This window comes from Streptococcus sp. SS4 (genome assembly GCF_030440125.1).
GTDB lineage: Bacteria > Bacillota > Bacilli > Lactobacillales > Streptococcaceae > Streptococcus.
The window spans coordinates 80,362-97,540 of the sequence record NZ_JAQFJM010000007.1 but is presented as its reverse complement, the minus strand read 5'-3'; the positions used below and the strand labels follow the sequence as shown (position 1 = coordinate 97,540).

At 38.7% G+C, this 17,179-nt stretch carries 21 protein-coding genes, 1 tRNA gene and 1 other RNA gene; 12 read left to right on the top strand and 11 right to left on the bottom strand.

Annotated features, from left to right (window positions below; all coding sequences use genetic code 11):
* Position 1: 1 nt before the first annotated feature.
* Together rpmG and rpmF are read right to left on the bottom strand one after the other, a co-directional pair.
* Positions 2–151, bottom strand: coding sequence for a 50S ribosomal protein L33 (gene rpmG / locus PCY16_RS07470; protein ID WP_002262412.1), 150 nt, complete (start codon positions 149–151; stop codon positions 2–4).
* A 15-nt stretch (positions 152–166) separates the two neighbouring features.
* On the bottom strand, positions 167–349 hold the full coding sequence (gene rpmF / locus PCY16_RS07465) for a 50S ribosomal protein L32 (protein WP_002892130.1): 183 nt from the start codon (positions 347–349) through the stop codon (positions 167–169).
* 230 nt (positions 350–579) lie between these two features.
* On the opposite strand from rpmF, the gene PCY16_RS07460 reads away from it, so the two are divergent.
* The 9 genes from PCY16_RS07460 (at position 580) to yaaA (ending at position 8,391) form a co-directional block, all read left to right on the top strand.
* Positions 580–1,692, top strand: a complete 1,113-nt coding sequence (locus tag PCY16_RS07460; RefSeq protein ID WP_195413431.1) for a vitamin B12 independent methionine synthase — start codon at positions 580–582, stop codon at positions 1,690–1,692.
* Positions 1,693–1,757: 65 nt separating this feature from the next.
* On the top strand, positions 1,758–1,889 hold the full coding sequence (locus PCY16_RS07455; RefSeq protein ID WP_229056610.1) for a PTS transporter subunit EIIB: 132 nt from the start codon (positions 1,758–1,760) through the stop codon (positions 1,887–1,889).
* Between the two features lie 6 nt (positions 1,890–1,895).
* A complete protein-coding gene (locus PCY16_RS07450; protein WP_070576098.1) occupies positions 1,896–2,243 on the top strand; it encodes a PTS beta-glucoside transporter subunit IIABC in 348 nt (115 codons plus the stop codon).
* Positions 2,244–2,312: 69 nt separating this feature from the next.
* Positions 2,313–2,915, top strand: coding sequence for a PTS beta-glucoside transporter subunit IIABC (locus PCY16_RS07445; RefSeq protein WP_229056608.1), 603 nt, complete (start codon positions 2,313–2,315; stop codon positions 2,913–2,915).
* A gap of 152 nt (positions 2,916–3,067) precedes the next feature.
* Positions 3,068–4,348 carry a histidine--tRNA ligase gene (gene hisS / locus PCY16_RS07440; protein ID WP_145517063.1) on the top strand — a complete coding sequence of 427 codons (1,281 nt, stop codon included), beginning with the start codon at positions 3,068–3,070 and terminating at the stop codon, positions 4,346–4,348.
* 7 nt (positions 4,349–4,355) lie between these two features.
* Positions 4,356–4,778 (top strand): hypothetical protein, encoded by a 423-nt coding sequence (locus PCY16_RS07435; protein WP_070576091.1) that lies wholly within the window; start codon positions 4,356–4,358, stop codon positions 4,776–4,778.
* A gap of 109 nt (positions 4,779–4,887) precedes the next feature.
* A complete protein-coding gene (gene aspS / locus PCY16_RS07430) occupies positions 4,888–6,639 on the top strand; it encodes an aspartate--tRNA ligase (protein WP_070576088.1) in 1,752 nt (583 codons plus the stop codon).
* The gene (locus tag PCY16_RS07425) at positions 6,632–7,573 is read left to right on the top strand and encodes a YitT family protein (protein WP_002892117.1); all 942 of its coding nucleotides are present in this window, start codon (positions 6,632–6,634) and stop codon (positions 7,571–7,573) included. Before aspS ends, PCY16_RS07425 begins: the two co-directional genes overlap by 8 nt.
* Before the next feature lie 86 nt (positions 7,574–7,659).
* Positions 7,660–8,391, top strand: a complete 732-nt coding sequence (gene yaaA, locus PCY16_RS07420; protein ID WP_301354463.1) for a peroxide stress protein YaaA — start codon at positions 7,660–7,662, stop codon at positions 8,389–8,391.
* Positions 8,392–8,420: 29 nt separating this feature from the next.
* On the opposite strand, the gene nrdG is transcribed toward yaaA, so the two are convergent.
* The 9 genes from nrdG to rpmB all read right to left on the bottom strand — a co-directional run bounded on the left by nrdG (position 8,421) and on the right by rpmB (position 15,327).
* Positions 8,421–9,026 (bottom strand): anaerobic ribonucleoside-triphosphate reductase activating protein, encoded by a 606-nt coding sequence (gene nrdG, locus PCY16_RS07415; protein WP_195413429.1) that lies wholly within the window; start codon positions 9,024–9,026, stop codon positions 8,421–8,423.
* Between the two features lie 4 nt (positions 9,027–9,030).
* Positions 9,031–9,531 carry a GNAT family N-acetyltransferase gene (locus PCY16_RS07410; protein WP_107372416.1) on the bottom strand — a complete coding sequence of 167 codons (501 nt, stop codon included), beginning with the start codon at positions 9,529–9,531 and terminating at the stop codon, positions 9,031–9,033.
* A 1-nt stretch (position 9,532) separates the two neighbouring features.
* Positions 9,533–9,664, bottom strand: a complete 132-nt coding sequence (locus PCY16_RS07405; RefSeq protein WP_267472570.1) for a hypothetical protein — start codon at positions 9,662–9,664, stop codon at positions 9,533–9,535.
* Positions 9,665–9,753: 89 nt separating this feature from the next.
* Complete coding sequence (gene nrdD, locus PCY16_RS07400; RefSeq protein WP_195413428.1) at positions 9,754–11,958, bottom strand: anaerobic ribonucleoside-triphosphate reductase; 2,205 nt, start codon at positions 11,956–11,958, stop codon at positions 9,754–9,756.
* Between the two features lie 98 nt (positions 11,959–12,056).
* Positions 12,057–13,703 carry a hypothetical protein gene (locus tag PCY16_RS07395; RefSeq protein WP_195413427.1) on the bottom strand — a complete coding sequence of 549 codons (1,647 nt, stop codon included), beginning with the start codon at positions 13,701–13,703 and terminating at the stop codon, positions 12,057–12,059.
* A gap of 210 nt (positions 13,704–13,913) precedes the next feature.
* The gene (locus PCY16_RS07390) at positions 13,914–14,219 is read right to left on the bottom strand and encodes a DUF1292 domain-containing protein (RefSeq protein ID WP_002887079.1); all 306 of its coding nucleotides are present in this window, start codon (positions 14,217–14,219) and stop codon (positions 13,914–13,916) included.
* A 107-nt stretch (positions 14,220–14,326) separates the two neighbouring features.
* Positions 14,327–14,746 (bottom strand): Holliday junction resolvase RuvX, encoded by a 420-nt coding sequence (gene ruvX / locus PCY16_RS07385; RefSeq protein ID WP_002887078.1) that lies wholly within the window; start codon positions 14,744–14,746, stop codon positions 14,327–14,329.
* Positions 14,746–15,012: an IreB family regulatory phosphoprotein gene (locus PCY16_RS07380; protein ID WP_002885737.1), complete on the bottom strand. Its 267-nt coding sequence runs from the start codon at positions 15,010–15,012 to the stop codon at positions 14,746–14,748. Before PCY16_RS07380 ends, ruvX begins: the two co-directional genes overlap by 1 nt.
* Positions 15,013–15,138: 126 nt before the next feature.
* Positions 15,139–15,327 (bottom strand): 50S ribosomal protein L28, encoded by a 189-nt coding sequence (gene rpmB / locus PCY16_RS07375; protein WP_002885786.1) that lies wholly within the window; start codon positions 15,325–15,327, stop codon positions 15,139–15,141.
* Positions 15,328–15,496: 169 nt separating this feature from the next.
* On the opposite strand from rpmB, the gene PCY16_RS07370 reads away from it, so the two are divergent.
* The 3 genes from PCY16_RS07370 to PCY16_RS07360 all read left to right on the top strand — a co-directional run bounded on the left by PCY16_RS07370 (position 15,497) and on the right by PCY16_RS07360 (position 17,120).
* The gene (locus PCY16_RS07370) at positions 15,497–16,765 is read left to right on the top strand and encodes a replication-associated recombination protein A (protein WP_037598551.1); all 1,269 of its coding nucleotides are present in this window, start codon (positions 15,497–15,499) and stop codon (positions 16,763–16,765) included.
* An 86-nt stretch (positions 16,766–16,851) separates the two neighbouring features.
* Positions 16,852–17,047: non-coding RNA, 6S RNA (gene ssrS / locus PCY16_RS07365), on the top strand.
* Positions 17,048–17,120, top strand: a tRNA-Lys gene (locus PCY16_RS07360).
* The last annotated feature ends 59 nt before the right edge of the window (positions 17,121–17,179 follow it).

Genomic DNA, 17,179 nt, shown 5'->3' with positions numbered 1-17,179 from the left:
CTTATTTAACTTCAGTAAAGATTACGTGTTTACGCAATTTTGGTGAGTATTTTTTCAATTGAAGACGGTCTGGAGTGTTACGTTTGTTTTTTGAAGTAAGGTACAAGCGTTCACCAGATTCTTTGTGTTCAAGTGTAATATTTACGCGCATGGTATCTCCCTTCTATTATTTAGTTGCGTTAGCTTTAGCGATTTTACGTCCTTTGTAGTATCCTTTAAGTGATACACGGTGTGAACGTGAGTAATCTCCAGTTGTTTCGTCAAATTGTACTGATGGAGCAGTCAATTTGTAGTGTGTACGACGTTTGTTTTTCTTCGCTTTTGAAGTGTGACGTGCAGGTACTGCCATTTCTTTATTTCCTCCGAATTAATATTTATGTTCTTGATTTTAAATCAACTATAACAGAATAACATATCTTTTTTGTAAAGTAAAGTTACTTGACAAAAAACTTTCCAAGAAATGATATAGTTAAAAACTATATCATGCGATAACAAATACATATTTCACTGCTATAGCAGCAAGTGCTAGAATAGGCTTATTATTACATTAAGTGAAAGCATAAAAAGGAGTAAATAACTATGAGTAAAGTTCATTATCATTTTGATCATGTTGGTTCTTACCTTCGTCCACAAGCTTTAAAAGAAGCACGTGAAAAATTTGCCAATGGTGAGATTTCGCAAGAAGAATTGTTGAAAGTACAAGATGAATTGGTTAAGGAATTGGTTCATCATGAGGTAGAAAATGGTCTTCAAGTAGTTTCTGATGGTGAATTTGGTCGTTCTTGGTGGCACCTTGATTTCCTATGGAACCTAACTGGTTTTGAATCTTACCAACAAGAAGATTCATATAAATTCCATGGAGCTAAGACACGTACAACCAATGTTCGTATCAATGGTAAGATTGCCGAAAATCCTAATCATCCTTTCTATCGTGACTTTGAATATCTTAAATCAGTGACTCCTGAAGGAATTACTCCAAAAGTAACTATTCCAAGTCCATCACTCATCATTAACCGTGACCACCGTAGTGATCTTTATGCAGATTACTATGATTCATGGACAGATTTTCTTGATGATTTGGCAAAAGCTTACCATGATACCATCCAACATTTCTACGATTTGGGTGCACGTTATGTACAGTTGGATGATACGACTTGGGGTTATTTGATTCAACAGTTTGAGAATGAAAAAAATAATCCTGAGAAAACAGCTGAGTTGGCAAAAATTGCTGAGGATGATGTATACACTATCAATAAAGCCTTGGAAGGTCTTCCAGAAGATTTGACTTTGGCTACTCATATTTGTCGTGGAAACTTTAAATCAACTTATCTTTTTGAAGGTGGCTATGATTCAGTAGCTAAATATCTTGGGAAATTGAACTATGATATCTTCTTCTTGGAATACGATGATGCGCGTTCAGGTAGCTTCGCACCACTTCCAACGATTTGGAATAACCGTGATCATGTTGAATTGGTGCTTGGTGTGATTACTTCTAAGGATCCAGCTTTGGAAGATGTAGATGCTGTCATCGCTCGTATCCATGAAGCGGCTGAGCTTGTACCACTTAAGAACCTTGGTATCTCAACTCAATGTGGTTTTGCATCAACTGAAGAAGGAAATATCTTGACTGAGCAAGACGAGTGGAATAAATTACAATTGATTAAAACAATTACTGATAAAGTTTGGTCATAATAGAAAAAATGCAGAGAACAGGCTCAGCTTGTTCTCTCTTTTTATGAGTATAGAAAGGAAGTGTCATGAACTATAAAGAGACAGGACAGAAGATTTTAGATGCTGTAGGAGGAAAGGAGAAAGTTCAGAATCTTGTAAACTGTGCTAAACGTTTATGTTTTACCTTAGCGGATGATAAAGTTGTTCAAACTATCTAAGGTATTGTGAGTTTGGCTAAGAGTGGTGGCCAGTATCAAGTTGTTGTTGGGAGTGATGTACCAAATGTATACCGTGCCTTGGAAGGCTTATTAGACCTAGATGAAGTGTCTAAGGAATCATCGGAAAAACAAGACAGAACTCCTCTTCAAAGCTTTTTAGCCCTTATTTCTGGGATTTTCACACCAATCTTACCGGTAATTACAGCAGCAGGGATGATCAAAGCCGTTTTGTCTCTTTTGGTTGTCTTTAAGGTAGTAGCTGTAGATGATGTTAACGATCAAGTTCTTAATTTTATTAGTGATGCTGGATTTTATTTTTTACCTGTATTTTTAGGTGCTTCAGAAGCTCGATAGTTTAAGACAACCGCTCAATTGGGGATGTTGATTGGTGCTATTTTATTACACCCAACTTTTACGTAGATTGTGACAACTGCCAAGGAATCAGGTCATGGCGTCTCTTTCTTTAGTATTCCCCTTACATTAACTTCTTACTCATCAACGGTTATTCCTGTTATTTTGGCAGTTTGGTTTATGAGTTATGTGGAGCGCTTTGCAATTAAAATTTCATCAAAGACTGTTAAATTTTTCTTGGTGCCTATGATTACGACCTTGATCACTGCAAACGTAACACTTTTGATTTTAGGTCCAGGTACTTTAGCTTCGAATGTGGCTCAGGGGGGAGTAGCCCTTGCTATTGCTTTAAAAACTAAGGATACCAATAAAAAAGCTCTGGCTTCATCTGCTGGAATTACTGCAATTTGTGGGATTACGGAACCGGCTCTTTATGGGGTAACTTTGCAAAATAAAGCTGCCTTCATAGGATCTATTGTTGCAGGGGGAGTAGGTGGCTTCTTCCTTGGTATTTTAGGTGCGAGAAATTTTACAGGTGGTCCCCCAGGTCTCTTGACGATTGCAGCCTATATCGGTGAAGATACACTTAAATATTTTTACACAGCTATTGCAGGTCTTGTAATTTCTGTTGTGGTCTCTCTTATTGTGACCTTCGTTCTTTATAAAGAAGATTAATGATTGTGGCAGGCCGAGAGGTCTGTTTCTTTCTTACGTTGAAAAAACCTCTACCATTTCCCAAAAGCTATGTAAATTATGATAGAATAGAGTGATTATATCTGTAATAACGGAAAAGGAGGGCAGGTCTATTTGAGACCTGTATCATCATTATGAAACTTCAAAAACCTAAGGGAACGCAGGATATTTTACCTGCTGATAGTGCTAAATGGCAGTACGTAGAAAATGTTGCACGTGAAACATTTAAAAAATATAATTATGGTGAAATTCGTACACCTATGTTTGAACATTACGAGGTTATTTCACGTTCAGTAGGTGATACAACTGACATCGTTACTAAGGAAATGTACGATTTTCATGATAAGGGAGACCGTCATATTACACTTCGTCCAGAAGGAACAGCACCGGTTGTACGCTCTTATGTAGAAAATAAACTCTTTGCGCCAGAGGTTCAAAAACCCGTTAAAGTTTATTATATTGGATCAATGTTCCGTTATGAACGTCCTCAAGCAGGACGCTTGCGTGAGTTCCACCAACTTGGTGTAGAGTGCTTTGGATCAAAAAATCCAGCCACAGATGTTGAAACCATTGCTATGGCCTACCAACTCTTTAATACGCTTGGCATCAAGGAAGTTACTCTTCATTTGAATAGCCTTGGAAATACCGAGAGTCGTCTGGCTTATCGTCAGGCCTTGATTGACTACTTGACACCAATGCGTGATACTTTATCAAAAGATAGTCAACGCCGTTTGGATGAAAATCCTTTGCGAGTACTCGATTCAAAAGAAAAAGAAGATAAGGTTGCAGTTGAAAATGCACCCTCTATTCTTGATTATTTAGATGACGAAAGTCAAGCGCACTTTGACGAAGTGCGTGCCATGCTCGATAGTCTTAACATTCCTTATGTGATTGATACTAATATGGTACGTGGTCTTGATTACTACAACCACACGATTTTTGAATTTATTACCACTATTGATAAGTCTGAATTGACAATCTGTGCGGGCGGTCGTTACGATAGTTTAGTTGAATACTTCGGTGGTCCAGAAACAGCTGGTTTTGGTTTTGGACTTGGTTTAGAACGCTTGCTTTTGGTTCTTGATAAACAAGGTATTGAACTTCCGGTGGAAGAAAGTCTAGATGTTTACATTGCAGTACTTGGTTCAGGTGCTAATGGTAAAGCTCTTGAGTTAGTTCAAGCAATCCGCTATCAAGGATTTAAAGCTGAACGTGATTACCTTGGACGGAAGATTAAGGCACAATTCAAGTCAGCAGATACCTTCAAGGCCAAGACTGTTATCACATTAGGTGAGAGTGAGGTGGAGTCAGGTCAAGTTAATGTCAAAAATAATTCTACTCGTGAGGAAGTTACTGTAAGTTTCGAAGAGCTAACTAAGAACTTTGCAGCAGTCCTCAAACAGTTAGAAAAGTAGGGGGCATATGATTAGTATAGTTGATATGCTCAAACGGAGTGAAAAGTTTAGTTTGGCTTTTGATCGTAGTATGCCTATTCGTTTCCAACAACAGTTTTGGCAGTTGATTGCTTTTCTTGATAAGCATGAAATTACTTGGTTTAATGATGAGCCTGCAAGTGATCATGCGATGTGTCAGCAATTACTTGGTCAAGTTTGGCGTCAAGATTGTCAAGATGTAGTCTTGAGTTTTGAAACTCAGGAACGTTATTTGGGATGGCAGGTAGACGAGGAAACTGATGAACTTAGTGTTATCATTGAAGATGTTTACGGTTTCCGCTGGAATAGTTTACTTGACTTAGAAACAGCTGATTATCGTTTTGAAGAGTTTGAAGAGTTTGCTGAAGATTACGTGGATACTAGTGATTTGTTGAAACAATTTGGCAAATAGTTTGATAAAAAAGAAAGTCTATTAAAATTCTAACCTGAAATGGGTGGGGTTTTGATGGGCTTTTTGCTATAATAGTTAAGACTAAAAAATTAACGAAAGAAGTGTATTTATGGAACGTTCTATGTATGCCGGACGTGTTCGTAGTGAACACATCGGAACTACTATTACTTTGAAAGGTTGGGTATCTCGCCGTCGTAACCTCGGAGGTTTGATTTTCATCGATCTTCGTGACCGTGAAGGTTTGATGCAGTTGGTTGTTAACCCTGAGAATGCGGATGCAACTGTGGTTGAAACAGCTGAGAGCTTGCGTAGCGAATTTGTTATTGAAGTAACAGGAACTGTTGAAGCGCGTGAACAAGCTAATGATAACTTGCCTACAGGTGCTGTCGAACTTAAAGTTGAAGACCTTAAAGTCCTTAATACTGCCAAAACAACACCATTTGAAATCAAAGATGGTGTTGAGGCTAGTGATGATACACGTATGCGTTACCGCTACTTGGATCTTCGTCGTCCAGAGATGTTGGAAAACTTTAAGCTCCGTGCAAAGGTAACTCACGCCATCCGTAATTATCTTGATGACTTGGAATTTATCGATGTTGAAACACCAATGTTGACAAAATCTACACCAGAAGGTGCTCGTGATTACTTGGTTCCAAGCCGTGTTAGCCAAGGCCACTTTTATGCTCTTCCGCAAAGTCCCCAAATCACTAAACAATTATTAATGAATGCTGGTTTTGACCGTTATTATCAAATTGTTAAGTGTTTCCGTGATGAAGATTTGCGTGGAGATCGTCAACCTGAGTTTACACAAGTTGACCTGGAAACCTCATTCCTTAATGAGCAAGAAATCCAAGATATTACTGAAGGATTGATTGCTAAGGTCATGAAAGAAACTAAAGGTATTGAAGTTACACTACCATTTCCACGTATGTCTTATGATGATGCCATGAATAACTATGGTTCTGACAAGCCAGATACACGCTTTGACATGCTTTTACAAGACTTGACAGAGGTTGTCAAGGGGGTGGACTTCAAAGTGTTTGCTGAGGCACCAGCTGTTAAGGCAATTGTTGTCAAAGGAAATGCAGACAAATACTCACGTAAAAGCATTGACAAGTTGACAGAGTTTGCCAAACAATTTGGCGCTAAAGGTCTTGCTTGGGTTAAGATGACTGACGGAGCTCTAGCTGGTCCAGTTGCTAAATTCTTGACAAGTATTGAAGAAAAATTGACAGGTGCTTTACACCTTGAAGAGAATGATCTAGTTCTTTTTGTAGCAGATACTCTTGAAATTGCTAATAACACACTTGGTGCTTTGCGTAATCAGATTGCTAAAGAACTTGACATGATTGACAATACTAAGTTCAACTTCCTTTGGGTTGTCGATTGGCCAATGTTTGAGTGGTCTGAAGAAGAAGGACGCTATATGTCTGCTCACCACCCATTTACTTTGCCAACAGAAGATTCTGTAGCAGAGCTTGAAGGTGATCTTTCCAAGGTTCGTGCTGTGGCTTATGATATTGTCTTGAATGGCTATGAGCTTGGTGGGGGTAGTCTACGTATCAATCATAAAGACCTACAGGAACGTATGTTGAAAGCCCTTGGCTTCTCTGAAGAATCAGCCTACGAGCAATTTGGATTCCTTCTTGAAGCTATGGACTATGGTTTCCCACCACATGGTGGTTTGGCTATCGGTCTTGACCGTTTTGTTATGCTTCTTGCAGGTAAAGATAATATCCGTGAAGTGATTGCCTTCCCTAAAAATAATAAGGCATCAGATCCTATGACTCAGGCTCCAAGTCTTGTGGCTGATAAACAGTTGGAAGAACTTGCCCTTCATGTAGATTTAGAAAATGAATAAAGCACCTCTTCATAAACATGTTAAATTTGTAGCGAAAAAGTCTGCGAAGAGAATGGGCGTTTTGCAGGCTGTTCGTAGTATTTCCCGTGAAAAGTATACTGAAAAAGTCTCAGCGTCTTTACTTTATGGGCTCTTATCGTCAATCGCTGTTAATTTCTTTTTTCAACCTGGACATGTTTACTCCAGTGGAGCGACAGGTTTGGCACAGGTTTTATCGGCATTGAGTGTTAGAACTTTGGGCTTTGAGATACCAGTATCATTGACTTTCTACGCGATTAATATCCCTCTCTTGATTTTGGCTTGGTATAAGATTGGCCATAAATTTACTATCTTTACCTTCATTACAGTAACGATGAGTTCCCTTTTTATTCAGGTGATGCCACATGTAACCTTGACAGAGGATCCTTTGATCAATGCTATCTTTGGTGGTTTGGTCATGGGCACAGGGATTGGTTTCGGTTTAAAATCTCGTATCTCTAGCGGAGGGACGGATATCGTTAGCCTCACTATTCGTAAGAAAACAGGCCGTGATGTTGGTAACATCTCCTTGATTGTCAATGGGATTATCATGGTTTTTGCGGGCATTCTTTTTGGTTGGAAATACGCTCTCTATTCAATGGTTACGATTTTTGTTTCTAGTCGAGTAACGGATGCGATTTTTACTAAACAAAAGAAAATGCAGGCTATGATTGTTACAAGTAATCCAGATCCAGTTGTACGAATGATCCAGAAGAAACTCCACCGTGGAGTAACGTTGATTAATGATGCGGAAGGAACATATAATCACGAAAAGAAAGCCGTATTATTGGCGATTATTACGCGTGAAGAGTATACTGACTTCAAGCATTATATGAGAAAAGCAGACCCTAAAGCATTTGTCTCCATTGCAGAAAATGTACATATTCTAGGTCGTTTTGTTGATTTAGATGACTAACAAAAAAAGGAAGTTGACGAACGTTAGCTTCTTTTTTGTTGGATAGAATTCTTGACGAAATGCTTGCTTGACTTTACAATATCAGTATGATTAGATTTTTAATTCCAACCGCAAAAGAATTGAAGGCCAGTAAGGAAGTTCCGTCTCAAAAATTATCTGAAAAGAGTGCGGCTATCCTAACTGAAATGGCAAAATTATCCACAGATGAATTGTCCACAGCTTATAAAATAAAGCCTGAGCAGGCTGAGAAAGAAAAGCAGCGCTGGGCTGCGATTTTGTCTGGAGAAGCGAAGAACTATCCGGCTGTCGAGCTTTTTAATGGACTGATGTATCGTCACATCAAACGTAGTGACTTATCCACATGTGAAATAGATTTCTTAGGTCAACAAGTATTTATCACATCTTCTTTGTATGGAATCATTCCCGCTTTTTACCCGATTCAAGAACATCGTCATGACTTTCATACGAAGATTAAGGTTAATGGTCAGTCCTTAAAAAACTATTGGCGTGCTGAATATGATCAATTTTTAGAGGAGAGTCAAGCTCCAGTTGTTTCTTTACTTTCAAGTGAATTTGAGGATGTTTTTAGTCCAACTCTTCGTAAGCAGTTATTCACGGTTAGTTTTATGGAAGACCGCAATGGGGTTCTTAAGACTCACTCTACGATCTCCAAAAAGGCAAGAGGGGCTTTTTTGACAGCTGTTATGGGGGAGAATTGTCAAACGATTAATGCTTTACGAAAATTGTCTTTTGATGACTTTAACTATCGTGAGGATTTATCCTCTAACAATAAGCTAGTTTTTGTTAAAATCGTTTAAAAAAGTCTGAGTTATCAACTCAGACTTTTTTATAGCATATCTTTACGATCGACTTGTTCATAGTTAGTTTGACCGTCATTTAGTTTGTCCCAAATAATGACTGCTCCTTGATCAAGAGATTTTTTGACATCAATAATACGTTGATTAGATGATCCTCGAAACTGGAGCATAAGATTCTTTTTAGTGATGTCAAAGCGGCCGTCAACGAGAATATCAACGAGTTGAAGAAGTTTTAGTTTATCAGGGGTTTCAAGCATCAACTCCTCCCAAGTATACCCAGTCCAAGACCAGATATCCTTTTCCGGGAGTTCCTTACGAATGCGTTTGACTAAGGGAATGAGAATTCCTGTGTTTAGGAAGGGTTCACCACCAAGTAGCGTGAGACCTTGTACGTAAGGTTGAGCTAGGTCAAGCATGATTTGTTCTTCAAGTTCTTTGGTATAGGGAATTCCTGCCTTAAAGGACCAAGTGGCAGCGTTATAGCATCCCTCGCAATGAAACATGCAACCAGAGACGTAAAGGGAGTTACGTACGCCTTCACCATCAACGAAATTAAAAGCTTTGTAGTCAATAATGCGTCCTAGGCTAAGCTCTTCAGACTTCCATTCCTGTGGTTTTGGTGTATTCCATGTCATGATTCTACTCCAAATCTATCCAATAGCGCTCAGTTTCATGGCGAATGTCCTCCAACTGACCACCGTTGGCCAATATAACAGCTTGGCTAGCAGGATTCTTGATACTACAAGTGACCAGAACACGATGAATATTCTTTTCTTTAGCTATTTGTAAGCCTTGACGGAGAGATTCTTTCGCATAACCCTTTCCTCGTTCGGATGGACGGATGGAGTAGCCGATATGGCCCCCTTTTTCTAGTAAGTAGTCATTTAATCGGAGACGAAGGTTGAGAAAGCCAAGAGCCTGGCCTGCTTCGTCAAAACTAACCAGCTGGATAGCAGGAACCCAGTTTTCAGGAATATTGAGTCCCGCTTCCGCTTGAAGATTTTCTTCTAGCCACTCTTCATAAACAAAATTGTTGGCGTTCCAAAATCCACCATCATGAGCAGCTTGCTCCCTTTCAAATTCAGCCATCATCTCTAAGATAGCTTCTTTATCTGTTTGACTTGGACGGCGTAAAATCATATTACTTCTTCTTTCCAGCTTTTTTCAAAAGGGCTTGGACACGTGCTTTTTTATCATTTTTGATGGTTGCATTTTTTTCGTGGTAACGTTCCACTTGTTGCATACCTTTATAATCTAATTGATATTTTCCCATAATATTCCTTTCTAAAAATGAAATAAGCAAAGCAGTTGGAAGGTATCATCCAGCTGCTTCTAGTTTATTATAATGTATTCTAGGTCTTATTAAAGGTGTTTACCTTCATATTTTATGGTTGAACCGTTCATGTGTTTGACTCGAGCAGAGATTTCTTTGTGGCGTCCTTTAACCATTGGGCGTGCCTGTGGATTTCCTAGATAACCGCAAGTACGTTTGACAACATCAACTGTTTTAGGATCTGTGTTGCCACAGTTAGGACACATGAATCCACGTTCTGTTGGGGTGAAGTCCCCTTCAAAGTCACACTTGTAGCATTTATCTATTGGAGTATTCGTTCCAAGATAACCGACACGGTCATAAGCAAAGTCCCAGACAGCTTCGAGTGCTTTAGGGTTTTGCTGGAGGACTGGATATTCACAATAATGGATGAATCCACCAGTTGCGCCAGCTTCTGGGTAAGCTTTTTCGAATTCTAATTTTTCAAATGGTGTTGGATTTTTACGAACATCGTAGTGGAAAGAGTTGGTATAATATTCTTTATCTGTGATATCAGTCACGACACCGAATTTTTCAGTATCCAAACGACAGAAGCGATCAGTCAAACTTTCTGATGGTGTTGAATAAACAGAGAAATGATAATCATATTCGTCAGACCAACCTTCACAAGCATTTTTCATAGCTTTTACGATATTTAAAGTAAATGCCTTGGCTTCTAGATTTGTCTCCCAGTCACTACCATAAAAAACAGATGCTACTTCATAAAGCCCAATATAACCAAGTGATACGGTTGCACGACGATGTTTGAAGAGTTGATCTACATTGTCGAATTTACCTAGACGTTGGCCAAAGGCCCCATACTGATAAAGTATAGGCGCATTAGCAGGTGTAGCTTCTTTGACACGTTCAACTCGATAGACGAGTGCATCTTTGGCAATTCCCATTCTTTCTTCAAAAATTTCCCAAAATTTATCTTGGTCTCCCTTAGATTCTAGGGCAATTCGAGGAAGATTAAGGGTTACAACCCCCAGATTCATTCGTCCAGAATTAACTTCAACACCATTTTCATCCTTCCACCCCTGTAGGAAGGAACGACATCCCATAGGAGCCTTGAAGGAACCCGTCAATTCAATGACTTTGTCATATGATAGGACATCCGGGTACATACGCTTTGTGGCACATTCAAGAGCTAGTTGCTTAATATCGTAGTTAGGTGAGTTAGGCTCTAAGTTAAGTCCACGTTTTAAGGTAAAAATCAGTTTAGGGAAAATAGCTGTACGGTGTTCGGAGCCAAGTCCTAAAATACGAACTTGTAGGATAGCCTTTTGGATTTCACGCTCAAACCAGCTTGTTCCCAAACCGAAACCTAGAGAGGTAAAGGGAGTCTGTCCATTTGAAGTGAAAAGCGTATTAATCTCATATTCAAGAGATTGCATAGCATCGTAGATATCTTTACGCGTTTTGGCGCGTGCATAATCTTCACGTTTTTCTTCAGCTACCCACTCTTTAGCATCAGCTAAATGTTTTTTGTAGTTAAGTTTTGCGTAAGGAGCTAAAAACTCATCGATACGGTCAGCAGTACAGCCACCATATTGACTAGAGGCAACATTTGCGATGATTTGTGAAATTTGTGCAGTTGCAGTTTGAATGGATTTAGGACTTTCAACTTCAGCGTTACCAATTTTAAAACCATTTGCCAACATGCCTTTGAAGTCAATCAAACAACAGTTGGTCATAGGTGTGTAGGGGCTATAGTCTAAATCGTGGAAATGGATATCTCCCTTTTGATGAGCATTTGCCACGTGTGGAAGAAGCATCTTAAGTCCTACAGATTTTCCAACAATTCCTGCGGTTAAATCACGTTGTGTATTGTAAAGGTCGCTATCTTTATTAGCATTTTCATGAACAACAGCTTGATCTTTATTAACAAGTTTACTGATGGTGAAATTGATGTCAGTAGCCTGAGAACGCTCAAAATCACGTTTGGTACGATAGTTAATATATTCTTGAGCGATAGTATATTCGTTAGCTTCGAGTAACTCGTGCTCTACAATGCTTTGGATTTCATATATTTTGATATTTTGAGTGAAGCGGTCATTGATTTCAGCAACAATACGGTTGGCAATTCCCTCCAACTTTGCTTCAATTAAGGGTGTGATAGGTGTAATAGCTTCACTCGCTTTGAGAATAGCTTCATATATTTTACTTGAATCAAAGACAACCATACGACCATCACGTTTGATGACTTTGATATCAGGGTTGATTGTAACCTTTTCTTTTTCTAATGTAATCATCTAAAAATCACCTCGTTACTAATTATAGCACTAGGCAAAAAAAAATCAATATATTGTGGTATATTTTTATTCCAACCACTATATATTGATTTTTTGACCTATTTTAGGACATAAACAGTGTATCGTTTAACGCCTTTTACAGGGGCCTTTTTATAGTTTTTTGAAAGTGTAGATTTAACCTCAGAAGGTAGTTGTGTATCCTGTTGGACAACGATATATTGTGCTGAATCTTGGATAATAGTATCCGAAAGAGCTTTCTGATGACTAGATTTAGCTGTGTTAAGTTCTGGAAGAACAAATTGTGAGGCTGCTTTACGACTGCTTTCCAAATAAATCTTTGCTGAGGAATCGTAAACGTAAATCGTTTCATCTTTCTTGGTATTTTTAGAGAGGTAATTTGCAACAGTACTACGTTCAGTATTATTTCCTAAATTAAATAGGAACATAATGATTGGTATCGCAAAAGCGAATGCAAAGACTGCAATAGGTAAGAAGTAATTACGACTAAGGAAGATACCAAAAACTTTAAGTGTGTGAATCTGGTTACCATTACGACGTCGGTGAGAAGTTCGCTCTGCTCTCTTTTTAATAGCATCATCTAAAGAAAGTGCTGTTAAGACTAGACCATAAGGTACGATATTGAGCATACTGTAAAGTCCAAAGCTTTGAGAGAATAAGCTGTAAACCACTGTAAAGATAAAACTAAGGAGCAGTACCCACTTGATGCTCTTATCTTTAGCCTCGCCAAGAAGGTGGTTGCTTGTAGTAAGTGCACCAATAAGTAACCCAGAGCCTAAAACAGCAAAGCTTTGATAGGCTAACGTAAGTAGAAAGTCATTTTTTTCTACAGCGAGTTGTGTAAAGTTGTAAACCAAAACTTGGTTAATATAGTCCGATGTAATTTGTAAATTAAGGATAAAGTAAAGACATAGATACAATACTAGAATATTACCAAAAACAATACAAAGAACTTGATAAAAACCACGAGCAAAGTGTTTGTTGACAAGGTTGTAAACGAAGATTGTCACAAGTGACAATATCCAGAAAATAAGAGTTCGAGCTTCAAAGAGGGCCCCGGCAGTTCCAGCAAAGCCGTAAAGAATAAAGGCTTCGTCACGACTATGACCCGCAAAGTAACGAGTTAAGAAGAAGATTGCACCTAGGACAAAAGGCATAGCAAATTGGATAGGGTAAAGCCCACCAAAACCAAGTGTTCCATTAGTGATATAGAAAATAATACTAATTAGAGTGGCAATTTCCTTCTTACTTGTCATGTGCATGACAGTCTTGTAAAGGTAACTACCAGAAAGATAGTAGGCGAGGAATTGTATAGGAATTAGCCAAAGCGTTGATCCTAAACGGAAAGCCAGAGAAACCAGGAGGTAATAAAAGAATCCACCTGTCGCAAAAAAGTCAGAGTAAGGTAAGCTACCATTGGCAAACATTTTTGCAATATAAAGGTTTTGAGACTGTATATTATTGGCAAAGTCTGTAAAGCAGGGAACTGATATACTAAAAATACTTAAGATCAAACTGAAAATCAGGATATGACCTTTATGCTTCCATGGAAGTGAGATCTTAGTTTTTTTCTCTATTTGAGAAGAATCTGATTCTTCGGTATGTCCTTGAATTGTCACTTCAATCTTTTCGGATTGACTATCTTGTGTATGAGATCGATGGTGGCTTCGATGATAACCTTGGTAGCCACTTGAATCTACAGTATTGTCTTCGTTGTATGGACTCACAATTAAACTCCTTTGTTGACATTTGGAAAGTTATAAATAGAAGGGTCTTGCCTCCTAATTGTCTTATTTAAAGTATATCAGATAATACCATTTAGTCAATTTTCCTCTAATTTCTTACATTTAATAAAAAATATCTAAAAAAGAGACTGAGATACAATATCCCAATCTCTTTTTAACAAGCTATTTCTTTGCCTATGGCATTGAATATATTTAGTTTTCGTCGATAAAGCTATTGAAAACTTCTTCGATCATATCCCATTCAGCATCTGAATCTTCAGGGATTGGTTGAAGGTCGCCTTCAGTACCGTCTTCATTTTCAGTGAATGAGTATGCTTGTATTTCGATTTCTCCATTAGCATCTTCTTCAGCACCAGCTGGTACTAAAAGAACATAGTTTTTACCAAATTCTTCGCGTCCATCAATAGTCAACAAGATTTCAAAAAGTGTTTCATTTCCTTGTTCGTCTACTAAAGTGATGACTTCATGATCATGGTTGTGGTCGTGATTGTGTGACATATTGTTCTCCTTTTTGAAGAGAGCGCTGAATAGTGAGGAAAATCTAGTATATTTGCTTGTCAGTTTACTAGATTGTCACCTGACTATTAGGTCTCTATTACACTTTCTTAAAACATTCGATCGAGGTAGTTTTGTAGAATAAGTTGGGCAGCTAATTTATCAATAACTTTTTTACGTTTTCCACGGCTGACATCTGCTTGTTCAACTAACATACGCTCGGCTTGAACAGTTGTCAAGCGCTCGTCTTGGTAATCTACAGGAATTCCAAAGATTTCCTTGATTTTGTCACCATAGGCTTTGCTTGCCTCAACACGTGGTCCTTCAGTGTTATTCATGTTTTTAGGAAGACCAACAACAAATTTTTCTACCTTATATTCTTTAACGAGCTCGCCTAGCCGGTCGAAACCAAACTCTTCAGCCTCCTCGTCAATTTTGATAATTTCAACGCCTTGGGCCGTAAAACCGAGGGGGTCACTAATCGCAACTCCTACTGTTTTTGAGCCAACATCAAGTCCCATTACTCGCATTAGAGGTCAATTCCATTTCCTTTAAGATAATAGCGAACGAGTTCTTCAACGATTTCATCACGTTCGTATTTACGAATCTGGTTACGGGCGTCATTATAACGCGGAACATAAGCAGGGTCACCGCTCAGAACATAACCGACGATTTGGTTGATAGGATTATAACCTTTCTCAGCCAACGAACGGTAGACATTTGTCAAAGTATTACTGATTTCATCTTTGCTACCGTCGTCTAGGTTGAAACGAACAGTTTCATCTGTAAATCCCATACTGACACCTTCTTTCTATAAGAATTATCTGTTAGTTCTTTATTATAACATAAGTATACCCAAAAGGGAAAGATGATGAATAAAAAAAGAGACGACTAAAGTCATCTCTCTTAATATCCAATAAGATTAAACGCGTTCAACTTTACCAGATTTAAGCGCACGAGCTGAAGCCCAAACTTTTTTAGGTTTACCATCAACAAGGATAGTAACTTTTTGAAGGTTAGGTTTAACGGCACGTTTAGTTTTGTTCATAGCGTGTGAACGGTTGTTTCCAGAAACAGTTTTACGTCCTGTAAAGTAACATACTTTAGCCATTTCGTGTTTTCCTCCTAGGTAGAATTTATTACGGATGTGCTAGCACCACATACCAAAACATTCTATCATAAGAATTTAGGTTTGACAAGAACTATTTATGATTTCTTTTTGTAACAAAATAGTATATGCTTATTATAATAAGAAAAAATCAGTTAAAAAAGGAGAGAAGATGCCAGATAATCTTGCTCTACGCATGCGTCCACGTACAATTTCAGAGGTGATTGGTCAGAAGCATCTGGTTGGTGAAGGTAAAATTATTCGCCGTATGGTAGAAGCTAATATGCTATCGTCAATGATTCTCTACGGGCCACCAGGAATCGGGAAGACCTCAATAGCTAGTGCTATTGCAGGAACAACAAAATTTGCTTTTAGAACCTTTAATGCTACAGTTGATAGCAAGAAACGCCTGCAGGAAATTGCGGAAGAGGCTAAATTTTCAGGTGGCTTAGTTCTGCTCCTAGATGAGATTCATCGTTTAGATAAAGCTAAACAAGACTTTTTATTACCACTCTTAGAGAATGGTAATATTATCATGATTGGGGCTACAACGGAGAATCCGTTTTTTTCTGTAACACCAGCCATCCGTAGTCGTGTACAAATATTTGAGTTGGAACCACTCTCTAACGAGGATATTAAGGAAGCTATCCTAGGTGTTTTAGAGGACAAGGAGCGTGGTTTTGACTTTGATGTCCAGTTAGATGATGATGCTCTAGATTTTATTGCTACGGCTACTAATGGTGATTTACGTTCGGCTTATAATTCGTTAGATCTAGCTGTCATGTCGACGCCAGCTTCAGAAGATGGGCTTCGCCATATTACTTTAGATACAGTGGAAAATAGTTTACAACGTAGCTATATCACCATGGATAAAGACGGTGATGGACACTATGATGTGCTCTCTGCTTTGCAAAAATCTATTCGAGGCTCTGATGTTAATGCCAGTCTTCATTATGCAGCGCGTTTGGTTGAAGCAGGAGATCTCCCTAGTCTAGCGCGGCGCTTGACTGTGATTGCATACGAGGATATTGGTTTAGCTAATCCTGATGCGCAAGTTCACACGGTTACAGCTTTGGAAGCTGCACAGAAAGTAGGTTTCCCAGAGGCGCGTATTTTGATAGCCAATGTAGTTGTTGACTTAGCTTTATCTCCCAAGTCGAATTCGGCTTATATGGCTATGGATGCTGCCTTGGCAGACCTTAGAAAATCAGGAAATTTACCGATTCCTCGTCATTTGAGAGATGGACACTATGCTGGAAGCAAGGAACTGGGCAATGCACAAGATTACAAGTATCCCCATGCTTATCCCGAAAAGTGGGTCAAGCAACAATACCTTCCAGATAAATTAAGAGGTGTGAATTATTTCCAACCCAATGAAACCGGGAAATATGAAAGAGCTCTTGGAGCTAATAAAGAACGGATTGATAAGTTATCTAGGTAATACGAGAGGAATCAACGAAAACGATTGCAAAAAAATTGATTTTTCCTCTTGCAATAATTTTCAAAAGTGGTATTATAAAAACATAGAAATTGCTGTGGTATACGAATCCACATATAAGTGTTGACCGACTAATTTTTGTATTATCGGGAGACAGAGGTCTATTAACAGTGTGCAGGCTGGCTCACCCAGAAGCAACTGAAGTTAGTAGCGAGTCGCCCACCTGCTTTTTTACGTCGCGGGTTCAATACAAACCGTGGATCATCGGTACCAATACAGCATCCAGCCTCCTTAGCTCAGTTGGTAGAGCAGTGGACTCTTAATCCATGGGTCACAGGTTCGAGCCCTGTAGGGGGCATCTAAATCAACAGGAAAAAGCCTTGATTTATAAGGCTTTTTTGCTTGTCTATAACTGAT